Annotated in this window: 18 protein-coding genes; 9 read left to right on the forward strand and 9 right to left on the reverse strand. The window is 44.2% G+C overall.

From position 1 onward, the window contains the following. The first annotated feature begins 348 nt into the window (after positions 1-348). The 3 genes from K5Q99_RS08980 (at position 349) to K5Q99_RS08990 (ending at position 5,095) form a co-directional block, all read left to right on the forward strand. A complete protein-coding gene (locus tag K5Q99_RS08980; protein WP_220776664.1) occupies positions 349-3,087 on the forward strand; it encodes a sensor domain-containing protein in 2,739 nt (912 codons plus the stop codon). A 152-nt stretch (positions 3,088-3,239) separates the two neighbouring features. Continuing rightward, complete coding sequence (locus K5Q99_RS08985) at positions 3,240-4,475, forward strand: DEAD/DEAH box helicase (protein WP_220776665.1); 1,236 nt, start codon at positions 3,240-3,242, stop codon at positions 4,473-4,475. 107 nt (positions 4,476-4,582) lie between these two features. Next, positions 4,583-5,095 (forward strand): hypothetical protein, encoded by a 513-nt coding sequence (locus K5Q99_RS08990; protein ID WP_014620650.1) that lies wholly within the window; start codon positions 4,583-4,585, stop codon positions 5,093-5,095. A 468-nt stretch (positions 5,096-5,563) separates the two neighbouring features. Here the strand turns inward: K5Q99_RS08990 and K5Q99_RS08995 are convergent, their stop codons facing one another. Then, on the reverse strand, positions 5,564-6,283 hold the full coding sequence (locus K5Q99_RS08995; protein WP_220776666.1) for a hypothetical protein: 720 nt from the start codon (positions 6,281-6,283) through the stop codon (positions 5,564-5,566). 232 nt (positions 6,284-6,515) lie between these two features. Between K5Q99_RS08995 and K5Q99_RS09000 the strand changes: the two genes are divergently transcribed. Both K5Q99_RS09000 and K5Q99_RS09005 read left to right on the forward strand, forming a co-directional pair. Beyond that, positions 6,516-7,829, forward strand: coding sequence for a helix-turn-helix domain-containing protein (locus K5Q99_RS09000; RefSeq protein ID WP_220776667.1), 1,314 nt, complete (start codon positions 6,516-6,518; stop codon positions 7,827-7,829). Between the two features lie 331 nt (positions 7,830-8,160). Beyond that, positions 8,161-8,829 carry an inovirus Gp2 family protein gene (locus K5Q99_RS09005; RefSeq protein ID WP_220776668.1) on the forward strand — a complete coding sequence of 223 codons (669 nt, stop codon included), beginning with the start codon at positions 8,161-8,163 and terminating at the stop codon, positions 8,827-8,829. A 191-nt stretch (positions 8,830-9,020) separates the two neighbouring features. Here the strand turns inward: K5Q99_RS09005 and K5Q99_RS09010 are convergent, their stop codons facing one another. From K5Q99_RS09010 to radC, 8 genes are all read right to left on the reverse strand, one after another. Then, entirely contained in the window at positions 9,021-9,332 is a 312-nt protein-coding gene (locus K5Q99_RS09010) for a type II toxin-antitoxin system RelE/ParE family toxin (RefSeq protein ID WP_220776669.1), read from the reverse strand. Next, a complete protein-coding gene (locus tag K5Q99_RS09015) occupies positions 9,277-9,585 on the reverse strand; it encodes a CopG family ribbon-helix-helix protein (protein ID WP_220776670.1) in 309 nt (102 codons plus the stop codon). Before K5Q99_RS09015 ends, K5Q99_RS09010 begins: the two co-directional genes overlap by 56 nt. A 283-nt stretch (positions 9,586-9,868) precedes the next feature. Beyond that, positions 9,869-10,591, reverse strand: coding sequence for a lecithin retinol acyltransferase family protein (locus K5Q99_RS09020; RefSeq protein WP_220776671.1), 723 nt, complete (start codon positions 10,589-10,591; stop codon positions 9,869-9,871). Positions 10,592-10,738: 147 nt separating this feature from the next. Next, entirely contained in the window at positions 10,739-11,299 is a 561-nt protein-coding gene (locus K5Q99_RS09025) for a tyrosine-type recombinase/integrase (protein WP_220776672.1), read from the reverse strand. 122 nt (positions 11,300-11,421) lie between these two features. Beyond that, positions 11,422-11,835, reverse strand: coding sequence for a DUF2787 domain-containing protein (locus tag K5Q99_RS09030; RefSeq protein ID WP_220776673.1), 414 nt, complete (start codon positions 11,833-11,835; stop codon positions 11,422-11,424). A gap of 145 nt (positions 11,836-11,980) precedes the next feature. Further along, a complete protein-coding gene (locus tag K5Q99_RS09035; RefSeq protein WP_220776674.1) occupies positions 11,981-12,361 on the reverse strand; it encodes a type IV toxin-antitoxin system YeeU family antitoxin in 381 nt (126 codons plus the stop codon). A gap of 143 nt (positions 12,362-12,504) precedes the next feature. Beyond that, positions 12,505-12,867, reverse strand: a complete 363-nt coding sequence (locus K5Q99_RS09040; protein WP_220776675.1) for a hypothetical protein — start codon at positions 12,865-12,867, stop codon at positions 12,505-12,507. 40 nt (positions 12,868-12,907) lie between these two features. After that, positions 12,908-13,414, reverse strand: a complete 507-nt coding sequence (gene radC, locus K5Q99_RS09045) for a RadC family protein (RefSeq protein ID WP_246604434.1) — start codon at positions 13,412-13,414, stop codon at positions 12,908-12,910. Between the two features lie 132 nt (positions 13,415-13,546). On the opposite strand from radC, the gene K5Q99_RS09050 reads away from it, so the two are divergent. The 4 genes from K5Q99_RS09050 to K5Q99_RS09065 all read left to right on the forward strand — a co-directional run bounded on the left by K5Q99_RS09050 (position 13,547) and on the right by K5Q99_RS09065 (position 18,311). Beyond that, a complete protein-coding gene (locus K5Q99_RS09050; protein ID WP_037459496.1) occupies positions 13,547-13,744 on the forward strand; it encodes a helix-turn-helix transcriptional regulator in 198 nt (65 codons plus the stop codon). Positions 13,745-14,482: 738 nt separating this feature from the next. Continuing rightward, positions 14,483-15,418, forward strand: a complete 936-nt coding sequence (locus tag K5Q99_RS09055; protein WP_220776676.1) for a restriction endonuclease — start codon at positions 14,483-14,485, stop codon at positions 15,416-15,418. A 77-nt stretch (positions 15,419-15,495) separates the two neighbouring features. Beyond that, on the forward strand, positions 15,496-17,055 hold the full coding sequence (locus tag K5Q99_RS09060) for a type I restriction-modification system subunit M (protein ID WP_220776677.1): 1,560 nt from the start codon (positions 15,496-15,498) through the stop codon (positions 17,053-17,055). After that, a complete protein-coding gene (locus K5Q99_RS09065) occupies positions 17,052-18,311 on the forward strand; it encodes a restriction endonuclease subunit S (protein WP_220776678.1) in 1,260 nt (419 codons plus the stop codon). Before K5Q99_RS09060 ends, K5Q99_RS09065 begins: the two co-directional genes overlap by 4 nt. The last annotated feature ends 28 nt before the right edge of the window (positions 18,312-18,339 follow it).

Below are 18,339 nucleotides of genomic sequence, written 5' to 3' on the forward strand. Positions count from 1 at the left end.
CGCAATAAACTTATCCTAATACTGACTCGAAAATTTTGTGCTAAAGTAGCAAAGGTAATGTCAGCGGCGCCTTACTGTACTATGGCACTTTGAGTGGTCTTGGAAAATCTATCTAACCTTGATGGTTTGACCTCTCCAGCCTTAAAAGGTGGCTATGATAGGGACGGTTTGATAGCTAAGATTGGCGCCAATTGAGATGTAGTGAATTGATGTTAAAAGTAAAATTTTATGATGTTTTACCGCTTGATTAACGCTTTCCCTTTGGGGCTAATTTGAGCATGCGTTTGGGGTCTTATGGTGTTTTTTGCCGTGGGTCGATTGAGCAGTAACTAGGTGTTAGTTGGCAAGATGATGATAGATGTACCTATTTCGCAGCAAGATCTTGATAACTGGTTGAAAGATTTAAACTTGGTTGCCGAGATATCGAACAGTAAAGCGATATTAATAGCATGGAATGCTGCGGGTGAACTTAGCAGTATGTTAAGTTCAGATTCTGCGGCTGGCAGTGAAATCCAGGCACTACTCTGTCATTTAAGCAGCAATCACTCGGCGAAAACCCTACCTAATGCAACATTATCAGCGGCGACATCATCAATAGCTACACAGTCAAAAGCTGTTTCTTCAAATACGACATCGACACTCTCCTCCAATACGTTTGAAACTTCCGTTGATGCTCAGTTAGCCCAAGAACAGTTGATTAGCCCAAACGAGTCGATTTCGGTATTACCGCGATTAGCTCACCATCAAATTACCTCGTCATTATCTGTGTCAGAGTTAACTGAGCTAGTCAGTCAGTCGCAATTGATCATAGATACTCGGCAGCACTCAGATTGGCGAAGTTGTAGCTCAATCGGCAGTGTGATTTGTTTGTCTCTCGCTTGGCCATCTGGGGCAAACTTTGGCTTTTTATGTTTTTATCACCATGAGGCTCAAGGCGTAGATTCGAAAACGCTGCGACTTGCCAAGCTTATCAGCGATAGCATTCAACACCGGCTAGGCGAGATATTAAGCCAACATAGTGCGGCAGAAGCATTAAGCCGAGGTGCGCCATCGAATATCGATACGGTCGACTTACAAAGTTTTATCGATAGTTTTGAAGAACATATTTGGATGAAAAATGCCGCTGGTATTTACACTCTCTGTAATCGCAGCGTCGAAAAAGCGTGGGAAATGCCCCGCAGTGAGATTGTCGGTAAATCCGATGCCGAACTTTTTGGTGAGGATATTGCGAATATTTTTCTAGAGGGTGATAGGCTCGCTATCGAGTCTGGCATGCCTATTATTGTCGCTGAGTGTTTAGATGGCGGTGAAACTAAAAATCATCTTTGGTTAGAAACGCTTAAACTCCCAACCTTAAATCCCCACGGTGAATTTGTGGGCGTTATCGGTATGACTCGCAATATTTCTAAGCATAAAGCGGTTGAAGAGCAGCTAACATTGGCGACCAATGTGTTTAAAAACTCGGTCGAAGGTGTGGTTGTGACCGACAGGCACGGCAATATTACCGACGTTAACGGCGCCTTTTTTGAGATCACAGGTTATGTTAGGGATGAGCTGATCGGTCAGAATCCACGGATTTTTAGCTCGGGTCGCCATGATAAAGCATTCTTCGACAAACTGTGGAATGCCCTGTTGGCAAACGGTAAGTGGAATGGTGAAATCTGGAATCGGCGTAAAAACGGCACTATTTTCCCGCAAAATATCACCATAAGTACGATTTATGACGAAGTCGGTGATGTGCGTTATTTTGTCGCGGTATTTGCCGATATTTCTGCCCAGAAAGAGAATGAAGCGCAGCTTACGCACTTAGCCTATTTCGACCCGCTAACGCATTTGCCTAATCGCATGAAGTTTATGATGCAGCTCAAACAAGAAGTGCGACAAGCTAAGCGGCTGAATTTGCAGTTAGCGACTGTGATGATTGATGTCGATTTGTTTAAGCATATCAACGACAGTTTTGGCCATAGCATAGGTGATGAAATGCTGGTCGAGCTTGCCAAGCGTTTACGTAGCCAAGTAGGCGATCAAGATGTGTTATCACGTATTGGTGGCGATGAGTTTGTGGCGTTAATTTCGGGGATTGATAATAGCGAAGATGCCACGGTTGCCATTCATCAATTGCGGCAAGTGTTTGAACAACCGTTTATTGTGAGCACAGGCGACCACTTGCGTTTGACCGCGAGCATGGGCGTGTCTTTGTATCCAAGTGATGGAACCGATGCTGACACTTTACTGCGTAACGCCGATGCGGCCATGTATCGCGCCAAAAATGATGGCCGCAATAATTACGCTTTTTATACTGAGTCCTTAACGCAGCAATCTTTTGAACATCTTAAGCTGCAAAGTGCCCTCTATGGTGCGATTGAGCAAAATGCCTTGTACTTGATGTACCAGCCAAAACTCGACTTAGTGACTCGAAAAACCGTGGGATTTGAAGCGCTGCTGCGTTGGCATGATCCTCAACTGGGTTTAATTTCGCCCGCGGTATTTATACCCGTGGCGGAAAAAATTGGTCTTATCCATGAGATAGGTTTATGGGTGTTAGAAACCGCCTGTCGTCAGGGCATACGTTGGCTTAGTGAAGGCAAACACTTTGGCCGCATTGCGGTGAACGTAGCCGGACAGCAGTTACAGCGCAGCTCCTTTGTGGATGATGTAAAACGTGTCTTAGCTGAAACGGGCTTGCCCGCCAAACACTTAGAGCTTGAAGTGACCGAAAGTGTGATGATGCAAAATCCCGATCTTGCAATCCGTGACTTAAAGCGACTTGGCGATTTGGGCATCGAATTATCGGTCGATGACTTTGGCACTGGTTATTCATCGCTGAATTATTTGAAAAAACTGCCCATCCATAAACTGAAGATTGACCAATCCTTCGTGCGGGATATTCCCTTCGATACTAACAATACCGCGATTGCTAAGGCCGTGATTGCACTTGGACATGCGTTGAAGCTCGACATTATCGCCGAAGGAGTGGAAACCAAAGAACAAGCCGATTTTCTGCAACAAAATCAGTGCGATCAAGCCCAAGGTTATCTCTTTAGCCGTCCGCAACTACCAGAAGATCTCGACGCATTTCTATCGTGATGTTGGCGTATTGCGAGTCTGATTGTAAGTCTGACTCATACTGGGGTTGATTTAGTTTCGCCCGATAGAACCACAGGGCTAGCGCTATGGCGCTAGTCGCTTGGGTTTGTGTCTGCTAAAATTCTGGCCATTATTTTCAGTGGTTAACCGCAATGTCCTTTAGTGCCTTATCCTTAAACTCCACCTTAGTGAATACCTTAGCGAGTCTTGGCTATGAGTCGCCAACGCCCATCCAGCTAGAAGCGATCCCTGCCATCTTGACCAAACGGGATGTGATGGCTGGCGCCCAAACGGGTACAGGCAAAACCGCGGCGTTCGCCTTGCCCATCTTGCATCATTTGTTGGCACTCAGCCCCGCGCAAGAGTTAACAGCGGCAAGACCCGTACGCGCATTGGTTTTAGTGCCGACACGTGAACTGGCGGTGCAGGTACAGCAGAGTTTTGTTAAGTACGCTAAAGGGACTGATATTCGTATCGGCATCGCCTACGGCGGCGTGAGTATCGATGCGCAGGTCGCTGTGTTTAATGCAGGGATTGATGTGTTAATTGCTACGCCGGGCCGTTTACTCGACCACCTCAGACAAGGTGCATTGAGTTTTAAGCAATTGAGCGTGCTTGTGTTTGATGAAGCCGACCGTATGCTCGACATGGGTTTTATGGATGAAATTCAAGCCGTGATCAAGCAAGTGCCGAGTGACAGACAAACGCTGTTATTTTCTGCCACCTTAGATGCCGCCATCTTCAGCTTAAGTAAAACCTTACTGCGCGATCCAAAGTTGATTGAAGTTGCCAAGCGCAACACGACCGCTGCCGAAATTGAGCAAGTGGTTTATGCCGTCGACGCCGACCGTAAAACCGAACTCGTCAGCCATTTGGTACGCAGTAAAAACTGGCATCAAGTGCTGATTTTTAGCCGCACTAAGCAAGGTGTCGATAAATTGGTTCAGCAACTCAATAAAGCCGATATCAGTACTCAGGCGTTTCACGGTGACTTATCCCAAGGTGCGCGCGAGAAAGTCTTGCAGGAATTTAAACAAGGCAAGATTCAAGTGCTAGTGGCCACGGATGTTGCTGCCCGAGGCCTAGATATCGTTGAGCTCAAGTATGTGATTAACTTTGAGCTGCCTTTTATCGCGCAGGATTATATTCATCGTATTGGCCGCACAGGCCGAGCGGGCAGTGCAGGGCTTGCCATCACCCTTTTTAGCCAAGAGGATGCTCTATTACTGGAAGAAGTCGAAGTCGTATTGGACAAGCGTTTACCACAACAATGGTTACCCGGTTTTGAACCCGATTTTAATAAAATGGACACCGAACCAAGGCGTAACGGCAAAGCGGCCCAAAAACAACGTGCCAAAAAGCGCGCTCTGGGCGGTAAGAAGCGTTAATTTTTTATAGGAGTTTGTGTAGCGGTGTAAAGTTAATCATGTTTATCGTTTCACCGTCAGTTAGCGTTTTAATATGATTCGGCCTTTTTGAATTTTTTGGATGTTGTATGAAGCGATTGATGCTGTTTTTGGTTTTTATCTTGTCTATTCCTTCCGTGATCATCGCTGCATTTGTCTTTGAGGACATAGGAGGACATATTTTATTCTCTTGGTTCTCATTTACCCTTGGTCTCATCGGGATTGGTGGAATATTGAGATTTAGAGAGGATCAATTTTTAACATACGATATCGTTGAAGGGACTATTATTTCACTGGATGAAAATACCAGATACAGCCCAGAACATGAGCACTTCAGGTACCAACAAATTTTCATTAATCCGGTTGTAGAATATTTTTGGCAAGGAAAGCGTTATACAAGAGGAACTCTGATTAATTATGACGAACAAGCTTACACTCGGTTTGGACCTCAAATCGGTGACAAGATCAGTTTATGTGTTCCAATCAATTGCCCTGAAGAAGCGATTGAAAACAAATTCCTATCTAGATATATACATTTAATCATTGGTTTAATTTCTATTTCGATTTCAATCGCACTTGCTGTATTACTCTTCTCGTACTGATTTTTGCCGTTTTCATAGGTTTTAGTGATGGCGGAGCCAATCGTTAGCAACAATGCGTATGTTTTAGATGGTCAAGTCCAAGCAGGTGATCTGAGTTATATATCTCATTCTCAAACTACCCAAGCTAGAAAATCTCAAACCATCCGAGCTAGCAAAGCTTAATTGTGGAAATAAAATCTCAAATTGCGTTCCATGAACAGAGCAAACAAAAAGGGCTTAACCTTGCGGTTAAGCCCTTCTGGTAAAATTGGTGGGGCGGCGTCATCTGAATTGATAGGTTATGCATTTGAAATTTAATGTTTTGTTTTAGTTCAGTCTCTATTGATGTTACATCTAGTGTTACTAAAATCAATAGCTAGCGTTTGTTAGTTTGTAGCCATTCGCATTTGTACCCACCGATATACCCACCATTTAAAAATGGCTAGGGTGAATTCCTAGATTAGCCGTTTGGGAATGAAATAAGCCAAATTACTGTTGATCCTTAACTTTTGTATCATCAACTTTATTTGCATTTAGTTTGTTGAGTTTTTCCGTTAGCTGTCGGTAATTTTTTTGTTCATCTTTACTGAAAAGGGTAGATGTTCTTTCAATGAGATCAAGTAACTCGCTGCAGCATACGTGTAAATCATTGAAATTATTAGATAATGTATCAATTTGCTGATTTTTTTCTGCAATGCTTTTCTGGAGCATAAGATAACTATCAATTGGTGGTGTTTTTAGCGCTTGTTTGGCGGCTTTTGCTGCATCCCTTTTTTCCTTTTCGATGCTTTTTGCGATCTCTTTTTGTTCTATTAAATTTTGGAAGTTTTTGTCAATCAGGTTTTCTAGGGCTTGATTCAGTGGCAATTTCACCTTGACTGCCAATTCTCGAAGTTGAGAATGATGCTTCGTAGAAATTGGGTAGGTAATTGATACTTTACCATTTTTCTTGTTTTCCTTTCTCTGAATGACACTCCGCCAAGCATCCTTCATATTGCGGACCAATAATAACTCATTGCCATAATGCTCTTTGTACTGCCCAAGTCCAATTTCGAACGAGACTTTATCGAGTGAATTGTATACTCCCGAGGCTGAAGCAACTGGATAGGGAAGTATTATTTTCTTTTCTAAAAAGTAATCCTCAGCCCACCTGACCATATCCACGTTCTTGAAGTCTATCCAATCGAATGGACCTTTAGTCTGAGCCATAGATTACCTCTTATAAAACGTCAATTTAGATTATGAAGTCATAACAGTAGCTTTTTCTAATAAACATTACTTAGTTTAGTACTCAAACCTTTACTTAATTTGATAACTAAATCATGCTACTTTGTCAATGTCTTAATTGATTGCTTAATTGCGTGACTTAGTCACATACTCTGTTTAATAGGTACTTTTTACGCTACTAAAGTCAGTTTTTGTTTAAGTTAACGAGGTGAAAATGTACCTAAATGCCATCAGTATTGAATTATCTTTACCTAAAGAAAACCACCTCGTACAAGGTGGTTATTTAGGACGTCTTATTGCAAAACCTGAACTGAAATTCTTTTTTATTCGACTGATATATCAATATGGTATCGATGAAATTAGTGGCGTTAGTATTGAGGCGTTAGCTAAGGCTTTAGGTGTTTCTAAGAACACTTTCGTTGATGGAATGACGTTGTTATGCCGGATTGGCTTTTATCGAAAATCGTTGAGTAAGGCTAAAAGTTCTTCAGGGAAAGGACGCCCAGCTTGCGTGTATAGCCCAACTGATAAACTCAATGAAAAGCTGCAGCGAGAAGATTTAGAATGTTACTGGAAGGTATTGATTCAGGATTTATTGGTTGATTGTGGCGACACTCAAGAAGGCCTGCGACATCCATTAAAATTAGCTAATCGATTACTACTTATTACTTTTTTAATGCATGCCGATGAGTTTGGTGAAGTGCGTACGCTTGGATATGCACAGTTGTATAAACTTACTGGTATGTCCAAGCAACAGCTGGCCTCACAGCGGAAAAACTTAATCAGCCTTGGCTACATAAATCACTACCAGCCAGGTACACCAGAGATAACCAAGAAAAGAAGACCACAAAGTAAGAGTTGCTACTTCATAAATACCAGCCTTACAAAATATCCTCCGATTGGCGCTAAACCCGCACGTCCCATTGCCTTGGTGAATCAATGGGAGTTGAATCTATACATGCTGTTACAAGCTGCGGCAGACACTGAAATGACTAAAGAGGACTTTAATGGCGATATAATTCTCGCTGAACATAAGCGTGTTGAAGCACAAAAACGATTCAGTGCCATTGTAAATCTTGAAAATGCGTGGAAGTGTTCTAGGTATTTCTATGAAAAATTTAATACAAGACATGGGTTTAAAACTCTAGACTTGCAAGTGATTTCATACGCATCTTTAATGCTAACCAAACATTGGGATCTGTTTTCAAGAAAAAATCTGCATTACAGTGAGCTTACGATTGTGTCTAGCCTTGAGCGGCAGGTGTATGATTATTTCTTACGAGAAGAGATGATGCTGGAAAGCTTTTTACTCAAAAATGTGCAGCTAAGTGCAGAGGAATTGGCAAAAATAATTTCTGACACGCTTATGAGCATCAGCTTTGGATTAGCAAAATTTGTTTATCGAGAATTGACTGAATTTGTAGAACACAAACCTACAGACATTATTTGCAACCTAACTATTTGTCCCATGATGTATATTTCTCCAACCAGGCACATGCCAATCAATGTGCTACTTACTGAGAAATAGCAAGCAAACGAGAGATCTCAATGATTTAATTGTCGAGCGATGTGAGATCTTATCGCCCTTGTTTGCCCGATCTGCTGATCAATGATTGGCGGGGATTTCAGTTATTGCGATTGTCTGTTTGTTAATACTACAGTCCTGTAGTCATACCTACTACTCAATAGTATCCACTCGACCAGTATCTCTACCACTACCTTACCCATGAACATACAGAGTTAGCTGCCATCATAGGCGAGCTAACTTTTGCAATTGATATCAATCACTTTTTGGCTTTTGAGTTATAAATTACACAGACCCCATACGTTATGTAACTTAACCAATATGGGAAATCAACATGTCAAAACGTCACACCTCAAACACTAACCTTACCGTCATCAGCAATGGCCAATACCAAGGCCTCAAAGTTTATCCTAGGCCACTAAGCGCTGAATACTTAAGCGCCATTCTACAGACCTTACAGGCTGCTATGAATGAGCACCCTCGTACCTTCATGGTGCGGTTTGATTTACATCTACCACAGCTTAACTTTCGCGACTCACCTGTAGTTTATGATTCAACGGTGATCAGCAAGTTCTTTAAATCTCTGGATGCCAAAATCCAGCATGATAGGTTAATCAAGGGCCGTGAGGGTAAGCGGGTGCATCCTTCTACTCAGCGTATTATTTGGGCAAAGGAGCGAGCCGATGCAGATACGGACCATTACCATATCGCTATCTTCCTCAATAATGATGCCTATAACCATCTCGGTAATTACAATCGAAGTGGACAAAACCTGAGTACTAAGATTGTTGAAGCCTGGGCCAGTGCCTTGGGATTAGATGATTACAGTACGCGGCATTTAGTGCATTTCCCTGAGGATACGCCAGTTTACTATCTCAATCGTAACGCACCGAATTATCCTCAGACCTTTGCGAGTGCTTTCTTCCGCTTGAGCTATCTGGCCAAGTTAGAGACTAAGCATTATGGCGATAGAACACGTTCATTCGGTTGTAGCCGTATTTAAGCGTGGTGACAGAGTGATTGGCTTAATTAGCGCTAAGTGCGGTTGCTAGTGGGGTGAGTTAAAATAAGGGAGTAAAGGGCAAGGGATTAAGGTCCCTTGCTTTTGCGCTCATAGTAGAGCAGTAGCGATATTCACAATGGCAGACTTGATGACATAGTCCATTGGGGCAATCCGTCACTGATTCAGCCGTTTCAGTAACCGGCTTCTTTTTGGTGGCGGATACACAACACGGTCAATCGTTCGCCGCCATTATACTGGTACATTGCCAAATAACCTGTGTCACCAAAGTCAATCAGCAGTTCCCTAAAGCTAAAGTCATTGTCATCGATAGGCCGACCAATGTCTGGATAGCTTTCCAGTTTTCTAATGGTATTGATTATGGCGCTGGCAGCCCGTTGTGCGGCAGGGGGATTTTTACTGCGAAGAAACTCACGTAAGCGTTCTAAATCACGTAATGCTGTGGCAGTGAAAATATTTGTGGCATGTAGGGGCAGCCTTTTCATTTTCACTCCCCCAGGACTCTAGCCAACTCACCACTTCGTCAGCGGTGACATGTAAGCCAGATGTCTGGTATTCTTCCCATGCGCGTAACGCTTCTTGCTGCAGTGCCTCGCGTTTCTCTTCTCTCTCAACGTATTCACGGATCGCTTCACGTATCATCCAGTGTGATGAACGTTTACGGGTTTCGGCTAAATGCTCGACTCTGGCTTTAATATCGGCATCTAATTTAACCGATACTGGTTTGATTGCGCTCATCTATCACTCCAAAGGTAATGATTAGTACTACTAGGTAATGCCTTAGCATAACGCGATACAAAAAATAATGATTACACGGTTTGCTCGTCTGCTCGAGCAACACCATAAGCTCAAGGATATTAGAATGATAATTTGTATCGCTTAACAGGGACACATATTACCTAGGTATCAGGTGAATCATCAGCGTAAGGTAAGAGGGGTAAAAACGATAGCGGCGGCATGCCGCTTCGTTTATAGGGTTTGGGTTATGGCTGACTGAGTACTCAATACTGCAGGTGAAGCATTATGACCTTAGCCAATGCCATGCATCGGCTATCAGCCCAGCACCAGCTTTTACGCCATTGATGCCCACTTCTGCTGTCGTCAACACGGTATTTAAGCCAGTTTCTACACTGCCAGTGACGAGCTTGATCCCCGCATCGGTAATCTCTCCTTGGCGTAAGCAAGCATAACTCTTACCCAGGGTTTGGCTGGTGCCTTTTAGTAGACATTCTGCAGGCTTGGCAACAAGATCTCCAGGCGTACCTAGCAGCGTGTTGACGTTATCGGGTAGCCCTAGGTATTCGCCAGTCATTTTTACTGCGGTAGAGGCTAACACAAGGTTTGCGACAGTCCCCGTGGCCAGCTTTGAAGCGGTACTTCCCAATAAGCCTGCTCTGGCAGAGCCTTGCAGCGCAACGTGGGTGAGATTACTCACTTGATTGGAGGTGCAGTTCCCTTCTAAGCATTCATTGACGAACTGCTCACAATTGTTCGTAGCAACGCCGTATGAGGTATAACCCAGTTGACTGCGTGCAAGCTCAATAGCTTGATGGGGAAACAGGCTTGACTTTTTCACTCTGATCTTATGGCCACCAGCAAATTGCTGCAGGTCGATTTCTTCGATGATGCCCTGTTTAGATAAGTGAATCACATTGCCATGGCCAACATAAAGGCCATGGTGTTCGGTTAAGCCAAGCGGATCGATATTGGTGACCAGATGATCACCTGGTTGTAATGCTTGCATGAATATTTTCCTTAGCCAGGTCTCACCATTGCTACGTGTTATTACGCCATGCAGACTTTGGTTAGTTGCATGTGTTCGCGTTGATGGTCTATTGGCTGTGTTTGGGGGATGAAAGAAGGGGCGCTATCCAGTAGTGATAAGCGAGGGTTAGATTTCTAGTTCGACAAAGTCCTTATCAATATCGTCCTGCTCAATACCGATATAGCGCAGGGTAGTTTCTTCGGCGCTGTGCCTGAGCATCTTCATTACTCGGCCAATGTCTTTGGTTTGTTGATAAAGCAAATAGCCTCGCGTCTTACGCATTGAGTGGGTGCCTAAGGCGATTTTGAGCTCTTCCCCAATCATCGCTAGTGCGCGGCAAATATAGCGCCGTGACAAAGGCGCGGGTTTGATGTGCTTCGCTCTTTGATTACGGTAGGACTGAAATAGATAGATATGGTTAGGATGCTCACGCTGAATACGCTGAATCCGTTCCAATGTCTTTTGGTTGAGCTTGATATTGGCGATTTTGCCAGTTTTGGATTCCTTAATGATGAGTCTATCGCCGTGGATATCACTGAACTTAATCGAGAGTAAGTCAGAGATCCTAAGGGCGAGATTAAGGCCGATATTCCACACATCGGCCAGTTGCTGGCTAAACTGTCTTTCCAGTAGGTAGCTGATAAGCTTAACGGTGTCTTGATCTTTAACGGCGTGAACCTCAGGCATGGTCATGTTCCTCTTTTTGGCTATAGCGTGCTTTTGGGTACTTGTGTTGTGCAAAGCCTTATCGGGCAAGGGTTTGAGTGTTCCCGTTTTAGGATTCTGGGAACTTCATTTGGCTAAGTGGTTTAATCCAAACTGACCTTCACCTTGTAAACGCCCATATCGAAATAAGTGGCAAAGTTTTGGGTAAATAAATCGATTAATGCTCTGCATTCCCGCTCGCCAATCCAGCCACTAAACAGGCTATAGACCTGCTTACTGTTAAAGCAGATATCGATGTCTTTAACGAGTTCAGGGAAGGGATGGCCGCGAAAAGCAAAGTCGGTGACGTACACTAAACGCCAATGTTCTTGCTGTTTCTCAAGCCGGACTTCGACGGGATGAAAGCCACCATCTTCGGCGCTGTAATCTGGATCTCTAAAATTGAGCGTGATCGCATTAGCATCTTTTGGATCGACGTTAGCCAGCTCCTTTTCAATGACTTGGTAAAAACGATTAGGCATTAATGGCAGTTGGTTACGGTTAATGATTAACTTCATGGGATATTCCTTGTTTGATTTACGCGCACACGCAAGAGCCTAGGAGCTACAACTCCTGGGCTCTTGTTGTGTTTGCTGGTGGGGTAACGATTGCGTGAAACGAGTCTGATGGAGCGTGATGAGGTATTTAGAATGTGCTTTGGTGTTACAAGGTTAACGAAGGGCTGTGTGTTAATGCGGGTAGTGGTTTGTCAGCGGTTTGATAGACAGCAATATACAAATAACCATGGCTGCCTAAGGTATCGGCCTCACAGGTAAAGTCATCGTACTCAATGGTGACGCACTGCTGCTCTGTGGCATCTATCTCACCGGTGACGACTAACCGCTCAAGTTGTTTAACCAATTTCGGAAAAGCGTGATTGAAGCGTTTGCGTACTTCAGGGGAAAACTCACCGACAAAACTTGCTCTGTCATTGAGATAATACAAATGCAGACCACGCAAAATAAGTCTCGCACCAAAGCGGGGTGACACTTTACGGGGCAAGCCCCAAGCGTGCTCAATATCGAAAAGTTTTAGGGTTGTCATAGGAACCTCTATGGTTAAAAAGGTGAAACTTTGGGAGTGGGTTGCTTGTTAGTGGACTAGCGAGAACTGTGATAAATGCCTTGGCTAGTACAAGCGGCGAATACAGCTGGCTAGCTGGCTGGATACAGGGCGGGTAATCGTTTTTAGGTATGCACACTCCAATTAGGCAGTTCATTACTGCCATGGTTAAAATACACGCCGTTGATCACTCGTTGCCATTCACCTGTTGGCACACCATAACTGTCACAGGTGCAAACATAGCGGCAAAAGCTGATCTCCTTGGGCAAGTGCTCAACCACATCACGGTGAAAAACAAATAATACGGTTTTATGTAGCTCGCGGTGTGGTGCAACAACTGGCTTGCCTATCACTTGGCCCATGGCATTAAGTGGCCGCACAAACATCGGCAAAATGAGTTCAACCGCTAAACGGTTACGCAGCTCAGGAAAAGCAGCGCAGGCTTCGGCGACACAGGCTTGTGAAAAGCTATCGGTAAATTCAATCATGTTGGACTCCTTGATTTGGCGTGGCAGGTTTAAACGCTGGCTAAAGTAAGCCGCGCTCAGCAAAGGACACTGGCGTGCGGCCAACCACGATATGGTCAAGCACGCGCACATCGATAAGTGCTAATGCATCGGTTAACCGTTTGGTGATGTTCTTATCTGCAGTTGAAGGTTCAGATTCACCGGACGGGTGGTTATGGGCAAAGATCACCGCTGCTGCATTGACGGCCAATACCGCCTTAACCACCTCTCGTGGATAGACACTGGCGGCATCTAAAGTGCCAAAGAAAAGCTCCTTAAACTCGAGTAATTGATGCTGGTTATCAAGCAGCATTACCGCAAACACCTCCCGCTCATAACCGCCCAGTTTGTAAGTTAAAAAATCCTTAGTGGCCTGTGGATTGGTATAGGCGTCCTTCTTTACATAGCGCTCGGCAATGATATTGGCGGCAGAGGCGAGGACCTCTTCTGCAGTTTGTGGCCAATGGTTGAACGGTTGGTTTAGCAATGGGGGCTTTACGGATTGGGAGGGCATCGCTTTTGTTGACATATCAGGCTCCTTGAAAGCGTTAATGGGCTTATGCAAAGAAGTGATATATATCTGAAAATATTTGGAAATCGGGAAAAAGTTAAAAATTACTAGAAGGGCATATGTAATGAGACAATAACCGAGAAACTCATCATGAAACTAATTCGCCTTACTAAAGTTATGGATTACACCGGTCTAGCGCGTTCCACTATCTACAAGTACATCGCAGAAGGAACATTTCCCAGACCTGTGTCACTCGGTAGCCGAGCTGCCGCTTGGGTAGAAAGTGAAGTGCAAGAATGGATTTTAACAAGAATAGAGGAGCGTGATGCCCAAAGTGCAACCGTTTAAGCTCATATCAACATCCGTTTTACTGCACATTAATGAACTTCAGAATATCCCTTACAGCCTCCAGCCTTCAAAGGCTATAGAGTGTCCTCCATTACTAGATTGAAATGCTTTTTCTTGGCTGAATCCCTCTATAAGTAAGCCTATGAGCAAAAACTAAAAACAACCTAACTAAACCAAGGGAACCACCGAAAACAAGCTAGGGTAAGGACTAAATTCAGAGCTTACAGATCTTGCGTAGTCACTACTGTAATTACACTATCAGTCTAACAACCACGATGCATTAAGCGCTGGAATGGCAAAGACTATTCAAATCGGGCACTAACTGACGTATAGACAAGCGTATAGCCCTCACCGGCATGCGCTTGTCTTGTCGCCCTGATGATCAACACAAAGGATGGAGGCATCAATCCCTTAGTGCTTCGTCTTCAAAGCGGTTAACTCCAGTTATGTTTCAAAAAACGAAGAGAACGTATTTACATGGTCAAATCACCGGCAAAGGCTTTGAAGATACCCTAAGGGATACCACTTCCTACCAAAAGCATGACAGCTTAGTACCAAGACTGTGTGCTATCTCTCTGGATTAGATGGATCTTTTCTGACACAATCCTAAAAATTATTTGCATCAATCTAAATGGTCTAATCGTTTAATAAATCTGCTTTGAACATGATATATGAAAGCGTTTAGGCGATTACCGTTGCAGTTTTTGCCACAAGAATAATAAGAGGTGAGGCACAGGGATGGTCGATACAATTCCAAGCTATGAAGAGATGATGCCAGCGGTGCTTAAGGTGTTAGCAAACGGGCAGCAAAAACCGCTGAAGCAGGTTTATGATGACGTTGCAGCCCTCTATGGCTTTTCTGAAGAGCAGCTTGCGCTCACCTTGCCAAGTGGTAAACAAACCTACATTCGTAGCCGGGTTGGTTGGGCTAAAACCTATCTGGTTAAAGCGGGACTTATCCATCAACCTAAGCGTGGTATCTGCGAGATAACCAACAGGGGAAGGGAAGCTCTGGCAAGTGGTCAGCTTATTAATAACGATTACTTATCCCTGTTTGACACCTTTAATGACTTTAAAAGTGCCCACCACGAGCAATCAACTGAACAAGGCAAAGTAGAGTGTTATGCCAGTATCAGTCATAACGATAATACTCAAACCCCAACAGAGTTAATGGCGCAAGCATTTACCGCCCTTAATTCAGCCCTTGCCGATGAATTGATTGAACAAATCCACACATTATCGCCCAAGTTTTTCGAGCAGCTGGTGGTCGATTTGATGCTGGCTATGGGGTACGGCGGCAGTCAAAAGGATGCTGGCCAAGCAACTCAATACAGCAGTGACGGTGGTGTTGATGGTATTATCAAAGAGGATAAGCTCGGGCTAGACTCCATCTACCTGCAAGCAAAACGCTACCGCGGCAACACAGTCGGCAGACCGGATATTCAAGCCTTTGCAGGTGCGCTCGACATGCATCGCGCCCGCAAAGGGGTATTTATTACTACTTCAAATTTCAGTAAAGACGCCCGTGATTTTGTTACCCGTATTGAAAAACGCATCGTGCTGATTGATGGCCATGAACTCGCGGCCCTGATGATAGAGCACAATGTCGGAGTATCAACCCGTGAGCTATATGCCGTTAAGGCAATAGATTCAGATTATTTTTTGGAAGAGTGATGTCGCGTAAATTGGGCGCTATTGATGGTCTTAAAACCGTATAGCCACTCTTTAGAACACCATAAGCAGGAACAAACATGACAAGTATGCAACAACGTGCCGAACTTCAACGCCAAATATGGGCGATTGCCAACGATGTGCGCGGCTCCGTGGATGGCTGGGATTTTAAGCAATATGTACTGGGTACGCTGTTCTATCGCTTTATCAGTGAAAACTTTGAGCTTTACATTACTGGCGGTGATGAGAGTGTTAATTATGCTGCAATGTCTGACGATGACGAAAACATCAAGTTGGCTAAAGAAGATGCGATTAAAACCAAAGGCTATTTTCTTTACCCAAGCCAGTTGTTTAGCAATGTGGCGGCCAATGCACACAAGAACGAAAATTTAAATACGGATTTGGCGGCGATTTTTGCTGCAATCGAAAACTCAGCCAATGGCTATGATTCAGAAAAAGATATCAAAGGTTTGTTTGCGGATTTTGATACCACCAGTAATCGTCTGGGTAATACGGTAGAGGCAAAAAACAAACGCCTAGCAGCGGTGTTAAAAGGCGTGGCAGGTTTAACCTTCGGTAATTTTGAAGACAACCAAATTGATTTATTCGGTGATGCCTACGAGTTCCTGATTTCAAACTATGCAGCGAATGCCGGTAAATCCGGTGGCGAGTTTTTCACGCCTCAGCACGTTTCAAAATTGATCGCGCAGCTCGCCATGCACGGCCAAACCAGTGTTAATAAAATCTATGACCCTGCGGCGGGTTCGGGCTCGTTGCTGTTACAAGCTAAAAAGCACTTTGATGCGCATATCATTGAAGATGGTTTTTTTGGTCAAGAACTTAACCACACCACCTATAACTTGGCGCGTATGAATATGTTTTTGCACAATATTAACTACGACAAGTTCAATATTCAGTTGGGTGATACCTTAACCGAACCGCACTTTTTAGACGACAAACCCTTTGATGCGATTGTCTCTAACCCACCGTATTCGGTGAAATGGATTGGTAGCGATGACCCAACCCTAATCAACGATGACCGCTTTGCGCCCGCTGGTGTGCTTGCGCCCAAATCAAAAGCCGACTTTGCCTTTGTGCTGCATGCGCTCAGTTACCTATCAAGCAAAGGTCGTGCAGCGATTGTTTGCTTCCCCGGTATTTTTTACCGTGGTGGTGCTGAGCAAAAAATTCGCCAGTACTTGGTTGATAACAACTACGTTGAAACCGTGATTTCATTGGCACCTAACCTGTTCTTTGGCACCACCATTGCGGTAAATATTTTGGTGCTGTCTAAACACAAAACCGATACTACCACCCAGTTTATCGATGCCAGCGGTTTGTTTAAAAAAGAAACCAACAACAACGTGCTGACTGAGCAGCACATTGAAGACATCATGAAAGTGTTTGCCAGCAAAGAGAACGTTGAGCACTTTGCGAAATCGGTTGAGTTGGATGTTATCGCAGGCAATAGCTACAACCTTTCGGTAAGCAGTTATGTAGAAGCGAAAGATAACCGTGAGCTAGTGGATATTACAGAGCTTAATGCCGAACTTAAAACCACTGTTGCTAAAATTGATGCGCTTCGTAGTGATATTGATGCCATTGTGGCGGAGATTGAGGGTGAGGAGGTTGAAGCATGAGTCATTTGACCTATATGGAAAAACTGCTGGATGGGGCTGAGGTGGAGTGGCTGCCACTAGGTGAAATTGGCAAATTCATACGCGGTAATGGTTTGCAAAAAAAGGACTTCATCGAAACGGGGTTTCCAGCCATCCATTATGGTCAGATTTATACTAAATACGGTTTGTCGGCTGATGAAACTTTTACCTATATATCAGAAGAGCTAGCGAAAAAATTAAGAAAAGCGGAAAGGAACGATCTCTTGCTTGCAACAACTTCAGAAAATGACGAAGACGTTGTGAAACCTCTCGCATGGCTAGGGAATCAATCCGTAATTTCTGGCGATATGATGCTATTCCGACACGAGCAAAATGTTAAGTATTTAGCTCACTATTTTTTAACGGAAGCATTTCAAGCTCAGAAGAGAAAATACATTACAGGGGCTAAGGTTCGCAGAGTTTCTAGCGGTGATTTGTCAAAAATAGTCGTACCCATCCCATGCCCAGATAACCCAGAAAAATCGCTGGCAATACAAGCTGAAATAGTGCGCATACTGGACGCATTTACCGCCATGACCGCCGAGCTGACCGCCGAGCTTAACATGCGGAAAAAACAATACAACTACTACCGCGACCAGTTGCTAAGTTTTGAAGAAGGTGAAGTTGAGTGGAAGACGTTGGAGGAGATTGGTCACATCGTGACTGGCCGCACTCCAAGGTCGTCAGACAAGTTTGCATGGGGCGACGATGTTGATTTTGTAACCCCCAGCGATATCAAGAACGGGATGCGTAACATCACGTGTCCAAGTCGTCGTTTGTCAGCTGAAGGAGCAGCTTCGATGCCCAAAGTTCGGATCCCTAGTGGTTCATTGCTAGTCACATGTATCGGCGCTGATATGGGTAAGACAGTAATTAATGCTAACGAGTGCATCCCCAATCAACAAATTAATGCAATTATATTGACCGATGATAGCGTTCAAGTCGGCTACCTGTTCCACGTACTGACTGCTATGCGTGAGACACTGCGTCGACAGGGTGAGCTGGGCGGAGGAACGATGCCCCTCATCAATAAAAGCGACTTTTCAAAGATTGTTGTTCCGGTTCCTTCGTATGAAGAACAGAACCGAATAGCTACAATCCTCGACAAATTCGACGCTCTCACCAATTCCATCATCGAAGGTCTGCCCCGCGAAATCGAGCTACGCCAAAAGCAATACGAGTATTATCGTGACCTGTTGTTGAGCTTCCCGCGATCTCATTCACATGAGGCTGCTTAATGAGTAACACGCTACCGGAAATAGCAGT

Origin of the sequence: Shewanella hafniensis (genome assembly GCF_019655335.1) — a bacterium.
In the GTDB taxonomy this organism is placed as follows: Bacteria; Pseudomonadota; Gammaproteobacteria; order Enterobacterales; family Shewanellaceae; genus Shewanella; species Shewanella hafniensis.